The sequence below is a fragment of the Collinsella sp. HCP3S3_E11 genome (genome assembly GCF_052067375.1).
In the GTDB taxonomy this organism is placed as follows: domain Bacteria; phylum Actinomycetota; class Coriobacteriia; order Coriobacteriales; family Coriobacteriaceae; genus Collinsella.
Window position 1 is genome coordinate 100,849 of the sequence record NZ_JBQHQI010000006.1, and the last position, 10,389, is coordinate 111,237.

Annotated in this window: 11 protein-coding genes; 10 read left to right on the forward strand and 1 reads right to left on the reverse strand. The window is 60.6% G+C overall.

Annotated elements, in window-relative coordinates:
- Positions 1–26: 26 nt before the first annotated feature.
- From ACTM86_RS05565 to ACTM86_RS05610, 10 genes are all read left to right on the forward strand, one after another.
- Entirely contained in the window at positions 27–785 is a 759-nt protein-coding gene (locus tag ACTM86_RS05565; RefSeq protein WP_441016108.1) for a ComF family protein, read from the forward strand.
- 11 nt (positions 786–796) lie between these two features.
- A complete protein-coding gene (locus ACTM86_RS05570) occupies positions 797–1,906 on the forward strand; it encodes a hypothetical protein (protein ID WP_441036926.1) in 1,110 nt (369 codons plus the stop codon).
- Between the two features lie 749 nt (positions 1,907–2,655).
- A complete protein-coding gene (locus ACTM86_RS05575) occupies positions 2,656–3,648 on the forward strand; it encodes a substrate-binding periplasmic protein (protein WP_441016121.1) in 993 nt (330 codons plus the stop codon).
- Between the two features lie 317 nt (positions 3,649–3,965).
- Positions 3,966–4,550 carry a ribosome hibernation-promoting factor, HPF/YfiA family gene (hpf, locus tag ACTM86_RS05580; protein WP_055285508.1) on the forward strand — a complete coding sequence of 195 codons (585 nt, stop codon included), beginning with the start codon at positions 3,966–3,968 and terminating at the stop codon, positions 4,548–4,550.
- Between the two features lie 80 nt (positions 4,551–4,630).
- Complete coding sequence (locus ACTM86_RS05585) at positions 4,631–5,584, forward strand: DegV family protein (RefSeq protein ID WP_427718953.1); 954 nt, start codon at positions 4,631–4,633, stop codon at positions 5,582–5,584.
- A 98-nt stretch (positions 5,585–5,682) separates the two neighbouring features.
- On the forward strand, positions 5,683–6,762 hold the full coding sequence (locus ACTM86_RS05590; RefSeq protein WP_427718955.1) for an NAD(P)-binding domain-containing protein: 1,080 nt from the start codon (positions 5,683–5,685) through the stop codon (positions 6,760–6,762).
- A 5-nt stretch (positions 6,763–6,767) separates the two neighbouring features.
- A complete protein-coding gene (locus ACTM86_RS05595) occupies positions 6,768–7,196 on the forward strand; it encodes a hypothetical protein (RefSeq protein WP_441016114.1) in 429 nt (142 codons plus the stop codon).
- Positions 7,197–7,211: 15 nt separating this feature from the next.
- A complete protein-coding gene (locus tag ACTM86_RS05600) occupies positions 7,212–7,910 on the forward strand; it encodes a hypothetical protein (protein WP_427718960.1) in 699 nt (232 codons plus the stop codon).
- A gap of 6 nt (positions 7,911–7,916) precedes the next feature.
- Positions 7,917–9,002, forward strand: coding sequence for an isocitrate/isopropylmalate dehydrogenase family protein (locus tag ACTM86_RS05605; RefSeq protein ID WP_427728602.1), 1,086 nt, complete (start codon positions 7,917–7,919; stop codon positions 9,000–9,002).
- A 127-nt stretch (positions 9,003–9,129) separates the two neighbouring features.
- Positions 9,130–10,215, forward strand: a complete 1,086-nt coding sequence (locus ACTM86_RS05610; protein ID WP_441016117.1) for a hypothetical protein — start codon at positions 9,130–9,132, stop codon at positions 10,213–10,215.
- A 101-nt stretch (positions 10,216–10,316) separates the two neighbouring features.
- On the opposite strand, the gene ACTM86_RS05615 is transcribed toward ACTM86_RS05610, so the two are convergent.
- Positions 10,317–10,389 (reverse strand): IS3 family transposase (locus ACTM86_RS05615; protein ID WP_441015707.1); only part of this gene is annotated, 73 nt, incomplete at its 5' end.

Sequence of the window (10,389 nt, forward strand, 5' to 3'; positions counted from 1 at the left end):
TGAGCCGCTTACGGAGTGCCGGCATCTTGCCGTTTGCGGATGAATTGCTACCGTTTGCCGAGCGCGCGGCGCATGAGGCACTCGAGGTTCTTTCGCCCACGCGATGCGCCGGTTGCGAGCGTGCCGGTGCGCTTATTTGTCGGGAGTGCCTGGCGTCGCTCACGCTTGTCGATCCGCGCCACAGCTGCACGAGGTGCGGCGCTCCGTTTGGAGACCTGCTGTGTACCGAGTGCTCGGTCGAGGGTGCGTCTTCGGCGGTGGCTAAGGCCCTCGATCGCTGCCTGGCGTGCGCTGTCTATGCACATCCGTTGCCGCGCATCATCAAGGCATACAAGGATGCGGGCGAGCGCCGTCTGGCACCGTATCTGGCAGAGCTGCTCTACGACACCGCCCTGCATGCCCAGGTAGCAGCCCCCGACCGTTACGGCGGTGTGCTGTCCGGTGTCGACGCGGTGGTATTTGTGCCCGCAACTGCGGCGGCGTTTCGGCGGCGTGGATTTGATCACATGGAAGCAATCGCGCGCTCGTTTTGCGATCTTTCGGGCGTGCCATTGGTGGACGCCTTGGTCAAATACGGTCATGGCGACCAGCGCGAACTCGGTCGCGCCGAGCGCCGGGAACATGCCCGGGACATGTACGAGACGGTCGAGGATGTACGTGGCTGTCGTCTGCTGCTCATCGACGATGTCATTACCACGGGCGCAACAATGGCAGCGGCCTCGGCGGAGCTTAAGCGCGCCGGCGCCAAAGCCGTCGATGGCCTCGCTATCGCACGCGTTTGGTAGGGGTGATTCGTGTGGCGGTAACAATCAGGCAGCACAATAAACCGACAAAAGAGCAGCTAGCGGCTTCCGTGATTCTGGCGGGCGCCTCGGCGTTGCGCTTGATTCGAGCCGAGCGCCGGCAGATGGGCTACATCGGCTGGAAGGACCTCAATCCCGATGAAGAGCGCCGCGTGCTGTGTACGTCATCGCCTTCGACCGAGGATGTCTATCTTCCCGACCTGGTGCGAATTGGAGCCAAAAGCGGCGAAGTGCAAGAAGATCTGTGCTTGCTGGTGGGATCTGCGGCGCAGCGCCGCCGCATGCCTGGCGTGGGCTGGTCCGTGTGCTCCAGGTTGCCTGCCGGCTCGATTCTAGAGGTGGAACCGGGGGTGTACAGCCTATCTCCCGAGGCCCTTTGTGTTGCCGTCGCCCGCGAGGTCGGCTGTACCCAGGCGTTTGCCCTGGCCCAGGAACTGTGTTCCAAGATTTCACTAAGCGATCGCGGGAAGTATCTACCTCCTTATACCTCGCCTGTTGCGAATAGACTTGCAAAGGACAAGGACCAACCGGCAGACGTGGGCTACTTTGAAGTCGAGCCGGTGCTGACGCCCGATCGCCTGGCAGATTACCTTGCGACATGCAAGGGGAGTGCGGCCAAACAACTGCGGCGGCTGTGTCCCTATCTGTCGGAAAACCTGCGCTCACCCATGGAGTGCATCATGCTTGCCATGTTTTCACTTCCGTTTTCCTATGGTGGATTTGCCTGCGGTCCTTTTAAGACCGACTACAAGATTGAGTTCGATGACCGCGCGCAGGCAATCTCGGGGATGCCGCATGCAGTTTGCGATGCGTATCAGGAAGCAGCCCGGTTTGACCTGGAATACAACGGTGAGCTGGGCCATTCCTCCCGGAGGGGACGTATCCATGATGAAAAACGCAACACGGGCTTGATTACTATGGGAATCGAGGTCGCGACGGTCAACAACGAAATGCTTTGCGACATGGAGGCAATGGAGGCACTCGCATGGCGCATCCACCAGCGTATGCGAAAGCGGTACCGGAATCGTGTCGATGCCCGCAGGAAGAAGCAAGAGGCGTTGCTTAACACGCTGCGGGCGTGTTTTGGGCTTAAACCGATATAATTCGCGTCGAAAATAGGGGGTTAATCATATGCCCTGGCCAAAAAATGACAAATATGAGTACTGTCACTAAATCAGTAACAGCAAAATCAAAGAATTTAGGACTCGGAGGCGGCGTAAAGAAAGAAGATAATAAACAAATGTAGAATAACTAAGCATCAGATTGGCGACACTAAGCGCAAAATCTGTCCGAGAGGCCAAAATTGCCTGTTACAAAATTGGTAACAGTACTCATATTTGCCATTTTTTGGCCACGGCACCCCGAGGCGGGCACCCCGGAGCTCCCCGTAGGGGAGCTCCGGGCTTCATGGGGGCACGAATGGTCCGCCTCGACCTGCGAAATCTGTACTCGCGGTGCGAATGACGACCTAACCTTAAACTTTAGCTTGAACTTAGTTATAATGCGCTACGTTCCCGCCAGGCTGTGGTTGCGGACGGGCAATGCGCCCATCCAAGTCCAAGACAGACGCGGTCAAAGGGATCCACGTAAGCGACCGCGTGCGCGCGGCGCGATCATGGCGCGTCCTAGATGTAAGCCGCACCGTCCGTTCTACTTTCTTTGGGGCAATACCGCCTCGCGGGCGAGCGGGCCAGTCGTGAAGGTGGCTGCGGCCTCCCGAGCAAACGCCCCGGTGCGCAAGTGTGGGGTCAAATACCAGGTCAGCTGGTGGGAACAACCCGATATTCCGTGCAGGGCACGGATCGTATACGACACAGAAGGCAGGGTAGCGGACATGGTGAGGGGCAGCTTGATGCATGCAGCTCGGTTGGGTGCTGGGACCGCGGCGGTCATTGCCGTTTTGGGCCTGAGTGGATGCGCGTTCAATCCACTGTCCACGTTCACGACGCCCACGATCGACCAGATCGAGCACGAGACCGTTACCCCCACGGTATCGGACGATGCCCTGGTCACGCCGGGAACCCTGACGGTCGCCCTCGATACTTCCGATGCCCCGCAAGCCATGCAGGATGCCGACGGAAACCTCACGGGCTATGCGGTCGATGCCGCTCGTGCCCTCGCATGCCGCATGGGTCTCAAGGTCGCCTTTGTCGATGCGTCCTCGGCCGATTCCGCGCTCAGCGATAAAAAGGCCGATATCTTCATTGGCGACGTCAGCTCTACGGACGGCGATATCAGCTCGCTTGGCACCTGTCTGTACGACGCCCCCGCCGTATTCGGCAAGAGCACTGACGGCGAGTCGTTGAGCGTTTCCACCGAAACGCTTAACACCGCTACCCTGGGCGTTCAGACCTTCTCGGCCTCGCAGGAAGCGCTCGCCAAGCAGGGCATCACGGCCAACCAAAAGACCTTCTCCAACATCAACGAGTGCTTCGAGGCACTCGAGTCGGGCGAGGTCGATTACGTGATCTGTGATTCCACGGCCGGTGGTTACCTCGCGCGCCTGATGAGCCAGATCTCCTGTGTCGGCACGCTCGAGACGCCCTCCACGCTTGGCGTCGCAGGCCTTAGCTCTAACGATGAGCTGTGCCGTGCCGTGGGCGATGCCCTCGACGACATCACGGTCGACGGCACGCTCGAGGCGGTCCACTGCGTCTGGTACGGACAGATGCCCTATGACCTTACCGCCAAGACTGTTTCGGGGGCCAATGTGCAGGCATCCGAATCCACGTCCAACGAGACCGAGTCCTCCGATGGCGACACCTCCGATAACAACGGCGACAGCCCCTCGTCTAGCCAGGAGGGCGCCATCACCGACGATGACATCAATAAGCTCAATAGCTAGTTATTGGTAGGGGTGGCGCCTGCCATACATTGAACAAGGCGCTTCTTCACGGTTTCAACACGCATGGCCGGGTCTCCCCCATAGGGGAGCCCGGCTTTTCAATTTTGATAAAACCAGCAGCTCAAGGGCAATTTCCAGGAGAAAAACCAACTCCGCCGACGCCCTCATATAGCGCACTTTGCCGCGGAAAAGTGCGAGACTTCGGTATGCGGTATCAAGCAGTCGTTATTCGGGCCTTTGGGAATTCGGGTGATTAAATGCACGGCAATGGGTACATAGCCAGTACAGTAAGTCCCCGAGGCAGATTGGAGCCACGTATGGATATCAAGGTTTCTGGACGCAAGACGACGGTAACCGATGCTCTGCGTGCGCATGTGGACGAGAAGATCGGCGAGGCGCTCAAGGTTTTCGATATCGAGCCCATGACAGTCGACGTCGTGCTTCGTTATGAGAAGAACCCCTCGAACCCCAACCCGGCAATCGTCGAGGTCACGGTTCGTGCCCGCGGCTCTGTGATTCGCGTCGCCGAGCACGGCGCAGATATGTATGCCGCCATCGATCTCTCCGCCGATAAGGTCACCCGCCAGCTGCGCAAGTTCAAGACCAAGGTTGTGGACAACCGCCAGGGCGGTGCCAGCGCCGCGGATGTCGCACCGGTCGAGCGCGTCGAGGATCTGGCCGACCTGCTGCTGCCCGAGGAGGACGACGACCTGCTCGTCCGCGAGAAGGTCATCGATGTCACCCCGATGACTGAGGAGCAGGCGCTGGTGCAGACCGATCTGCTCGGCCACGACTTCTACGTGTTCGAGAACGCGACGACTGGCCTCATCAATGTGGTGTATCACCGTAAGAATGGTGGATATGGCATCATCAAGCCCCGCATCGAAACACTTGACGAGTAAAATACGTTAACTTGCATGAGTTAACGGTTGGCGGCCATCCCATGCGGGTGGCCGCCTTTTTTACGTAAGGAGTCGCTTTGATGGACAAGGCCGCATCCGCCGGTCATTCGGACCGCTGCCGTATCGTCGTCGATACCTGCTGCGACTTTAACCCCGAGGTCGCCGCGAACCTCGATGTCGATATCTTGGGCTTCCCTTTCATTATCGATGGCGAGGAGCGCACGGACGACATCTGGTCGAGCATGAGCCCTAAGGAGTTCTACGACCGCATGCGCGCCGGTGCCCGCGTGTCCACCTCGGCTGTGTCGCTCGGTCGCTATATCGAGTTCTTTACCGAGTGCGCCAAAGAGGGCACGCCCACGGTTTACCTGTGCTTTACCTCGGCGCTGTCGTCGAGCTACAACTCCGCGTGCCAGGCGGCAGATGCCGTGCGCGCCGAGTATCCCAACTTTGAGCTCTACGTGGTCGACAACGCTCTGCCCTGCGCGACCGGCGAGCTCCTGGCGCTTGAGGCCGTGCGCCAGCGTTCGGCGGGACTGACTGCCAAGCAGCTGGTCGATTGGGCAAACGAGGCCAAGACCTACGTGCACGGCTACTTTACGCTCGAGAGCTTCGATGCGCTGGCTGCCGGCGGCCGCATTCCGCCCGCGGCGGCGCAGCTCACGGCAAAGCTCGACGTCAAGCCCGAGCTCTCCTACGACCTTGCCGGCTCGCTGTCGCTGATCGGCGTCAACCGCGGCCGCAAGAAGGCGCTCAAGTCCATCCTCAAGTCGTTCCGCGAGAACTACGTGCCCGATCGCACCATGCCCATCGCCATCATGACGGCCGATGCCGAAAAGGACGGTGACTGGCTCGAAGCCGCCATCCGCAAGGAGGAGGGCTGCGCCGACGTCACGATCATTCGCAGCTCCGTGGGCCCCACCATCGGCTCGCACGTGGGCCCCGGCATGGTGGCCTGCGCGTTTTGGGGCAAGAACCGCACCGACAAGGCGTCGCTTTCCGACCGCATCGCCCGCCGCGTGCGCGGCCAGTAGACAAGCGCTGCGTCCGTAATCGCCCTCGACTCACAGCCCAAACGCTGGCAACGAGTATTCAACCTGGTAATAACACCCAACCCAAAAGGAAAGGTTTCATGGCAAACAAGCTCTCTGTCGCATTTATCGGCACCGGAATCATGGGTGCCCCTATCGCCGGCCACATTCTGGACGCTGGCTATCCCGTCACGGTCAACAACCGCACCAAGTCCAAGGCTGCAGCGCTTGTTGAGCGCGGTGCCGTCTGGGCCGATACGCCGGCAGATGCCGCGGCGAACGCCGACGTCGTCTTTACCATGGTGGGCTATCCCTCCGAGGTCGAGGAGCTCTACCTGGCGGGCGACGGTCTGCTCGCGTGCACTAAGCCCGGTGCGGTCCTGATCGACCTCACCACGAGCTCGCCCGAGCTGGCGCGCGACATTGCCGAGGCCGCCCAGGTTTCCGGCCGCATGGCGTTTGACTGCCCCGTCACCGGCGGCGAGTCGGGTGCTATCGCCGGCACGCTTACGGCTATCGTGGGCGCTACCGAGAACGACATTGCCCCGGTCCGCGATATCCTTTCCACCTTTGCGGCAACCATCTGCTGCTTCGATGGCGCCGGCAAGGGCCAGGCTGCCAAGCTCGCCAACCAGGTGTCGCTGGGCGCCTGCATGGTCGGCATGGCCGATGCGCTGGCGTTTGCCGAGCTGAGCGGCCTTGATATGGAGAAGACCCGTCAGATGATCCTGGGCGGCACCGGCAAGTCCGGTGCCATGGAGAGCCTGGCGCCCAAGGCGCTCGACGGCGACTACAAGCCCGGTTTTATGGTGGAGCACTTCATCAAGGACCTGCGCTTGGCGCTCGCCTATGCCGACGACCGCGAGCTTGCGCTGCCCGGCGCCGACGTGGCCTTTACGCTCTATGACATGCTCGACGCCATCGGTGGTGCCAAGCTGGGTACCCAGGCCATCAATGTCCTCTATAAGGAGGAGGCCGACGCCATTGCCGCCGGTCTGGACTGGTCGCAGTATCGTCCCGAGGAGCATGGTGCTCACGAGGAAGGCTGTGGTTGCGGCGAGCATGGCGACGACCACGAGTGCGGTTGTGGCCACCACCATGGCGAGGACCACGAGTGCTGCGGCGGCCACGGCCATGACGACGGCCACGAGTGCTGCTGCGGCCACCATCACGAGGAGTAGCGCCCATGAGCTGGACGTTCGTGGTGCTCGCACTAGTGCTCTTTCTCTTTGCGATCTACATTGGCTTTTTGTGCGGCCAGTGGGCGTGCGAAAAGCGCGTCATCACCAAGCGCGACTACTGGATTGCCAACTTTGCAGGAGCGGCGGCAGTCGTCCTGCTGACCTGGGTGTTCTTGCCATTCCCGCTGGTGCAGTTTGCGCCGATCGGCTGGCTTGGCGGCTTTATCGCCGGCCTTAAGATGAGCTTTGGCGAGTCCGTTGGTCCGTGGCGCAAGCACGATGAGGTCTTTAACGTCAACAAGGCTCACCGCGCCGCCGCCGACGCAGGCGACGCCGAGGAGCGCCGCCGCGCGCGTCGCAATGGCGCGGCTGACCGACAGCTCATCTCGGTCACCGATGACAGCAAGGGTGCTGGCAGGCACACTAAGAAATAGTAAGAAGAGGTAACTATGGCAGAAAACAAAGACGAACAGCTCACCGACGAGGAGCTGGCACAGCTTCAGCTGGCAGAGGAGAACGAGAACACCGTCGACCGCTTGGTCCAGGAGCTCGGCTGCCCCACGCGCCGTATTCGCCAGTTTGCCGCCCGCGTGCTGCACCTGCTTGCCGAGCGCGATCCGCAGCGCGTCGTGCCCTGCGTGCCCGCGCTGATCGAGGCGCTCGACCGGCCCGAGGCTCAGACTCGCTGGGAGGCCCTCGATGCCCTGGCGGCGCTCGCCACCACCTGCCCCGACCAGCTGGGCGATGCCTTTGAGGGCGCCGAGACCGCACTGTTTGACGAGATTTCCTCCACGCTGCGCTATGCCGCCTTCCGCCTGCTGTGCGTGTGGGGTGCCACGAGCGTCGAGCGTTCGCGCGAGGCTTGGCCCATCCTGGACGAGGCCATCCAGTGCTACCACGGTGACCTCGAGTATCGCGATATGCTCGGCTGCCTGTACGAGTTTGGCAAAGGCGAGATCGATGCCGAGATCGCCGAGAAGCTTGCGCTGCGCCTTAAGTTCGATGCCGAGAACGGCAAGGGCAGCTATCTCAAGGCCCGTTCGAGCGAAATTTGCGAAATGCTTGTTAAACGTTTTGGCCTGGATCTCTCCAAAAAGAAGAAGCGTGCTAGCGTTAAAAAATCTGACGACGCCGAAGACGAGGAGTAACAGATTATGGCGCACGATGTAGTCCTGATTCCCGGTGACGGGATCGGTCCCGAGATTACGCAGGCCATGCGCCGCGTGGTCGAGGCCGCCGGTGTCCAGATCAATTGGAACGTCCAGGAGGCCGGTGCCGGCGTCATGGACGAGTTTGGCACGCCGCTGCCCCAGCATGTGCTCGATGCCGTCGCCCAGACCAAAGTTGCCATCAAGGGCCCCATCACCACGCCGGTCGGTACGGGGTTCCGCAGCGTCAACGTTGCCCTGCGTAAGTACTTCGATCTGTACGCCTGCGTGCGCCCCTGCCTGTCGCAACCGGGCGATGGCTCGCGCTTCCGCGATGTCGACCTGGTTATCGTGCGCGAGAACACCGAGGACCTCTACGCTGGTATTGAGTTCGACGAAGGCGCTGCCGAGGTCGAGGAGCTTTCACAGCTTGTCGAGCGCTCGGGTCAGAAAACCTTCGCCGCGGATTCCGCCATCTCGATCAAGCCCATCTCCATCGCCAAGAGCCGCCGTATTGTGGAGTACGCCTTTGAGTATGCTCGCCGCTGCGGTCGCAAAAAGGTGACGGCCGTGCATAAGGCCAACATCATGAAGGCGACTGACGGCCTGTTCCTGCGCGTGGCTCGCGAGGTGGCTGCCAACTATCCCGATATCGAGTTCAACGACAAGATCGTCGACGCCACCTGCATGGGTCTGGTTCAGAACCCCAACGACTTCGATGTTCTGGTCCTGCCCAATTTGTATGGCGATATCGTCAGCGACTTGTGCGCCGGTCTTGTGGGCGGCCTTGGCATGGCCCCCGGCTCCAATATCGGAGCCGACTGCGCCATCTTTGAGGCCACGCATGGCTCCGCGCCCGATATCGCTGGCCAGGATATCGCTAACCCCACGGCCGAGATTCTGTCTGCCGCCATGATGCTCGATCATCTGGGCGAGAACGATGCTGCCAATCGTATTCGCGCCGCCGTATCTGCCACGCTCGACGAGGGCGAGCAGGTTACCGGTGACGTGCGTCGTGCCCAGACCGGCTCCATTGAGGGCGCCGTGGGCACGCAGGCCTTTGCCGATGCCGTTATCGCGCATCTTGCCTAAGGGGATACGGCTTTCAAACGCCTAAGCGGTACTTATACGTTTGCGGATAACCTGAGAATGAATACGCCCGGCGCTCTGTCGGGCGTATTCTATTGAGGACTATGTTTCTTAACAAGGAGTAACTGATATGGGTCTGATTCAAAAGAAGGACGAAAAGGACGAGATCGACGGCATCCAGATCATCGAGCGCGGAGAAGGCCCCGACGGTGACGAGGACGAGAAGATCGATCTGGTCGCAGGTACGTCTGCCGAGCACATTGCTGCCGGCACGACCGCCGAGGAGGAGGACGCCCGCCTGGAGGCTCAGATTGCCGCGGATGCCGCCGACGAGAACCTCATGCCTGAGGAGCAGGACGAGGACGATGACTCCGACGTGGACGACAGCGCATCCAAGCACAAGAAGACGATGATTGCCGCCTTTGTGGTCGCCATCGTGATCGCTGCTGTGGTCGGCTTCTTTATCGGCAACGGTGGTTTTGGCGGCAAGGGCGTCGGCTCGGCGACCCTCACCGAGGACCAGCTCGATTCGACCGTGGCAAGCTACAGCTACAACGGCAAGAAGAGCGACATCACCGCGCGCGAGGCCATCGAGAGCCAGTACAGCCTTGATACCGTCAAGGATAGCGATGGCAACTACACCGCTCCCTCTGCCGATGTCATCCTGTCCTACGTGCGCAACCAGATTCTGCTGGACGCTGCCGAGGATGAGGGCATCACCGTCTCTTCTAAGGAGATGAAGAAGTACGCCGAGGATTCTATCGGCACTTCGGACTACAAGACCATGGCCACGCAGTATGGCGTGTCCAAGGACCAGGCCAAGCAGATCGTCCGCCAGTCCGCAACGCTGCAGAAGCTCTACAAGAAGAAGGTGGGCGATAGCTCCGCAAGCATGCCGATCGCTCCGACCGAGCCTTCTGACGGCAACGAGGACACCGCGAGCAAGGACTACGCCGATTACATCATCAACCTTGCCGGTGACGAGTGGGATAGCAAGAAGGGCACCTGGAAGGACGCTGATAGCACCTACGCTAAGGCTTTTGCCGACGATGCCTTTACGGCCGATAGCGCTACCTATAAGCAGGCCATGACCGCCTATTACACCGCCTACCAGCAGTACTCTTCGCAGGCCTCGAACGCCAGCTCCAAGTGGACCGAGTACGCCAACGGCCTCTACGCCAAGGCCAATATCAGCATCTACGGCCTGTTTGCGTAAAGATTACCTGAGCCTTCGAGTACGAAGCCGAAATATCTGATGAAGCCCCCTAGAACGGACATCTGAACTGCACCCCAAAACCTGGACGGCTTAAATAAGAACTACGCCGCAAGGGACTGTCTCCGGAACTCCTCCGGGGTCAGTCCCTTCAGTTTAACCTGGCGCCTCCTCGTG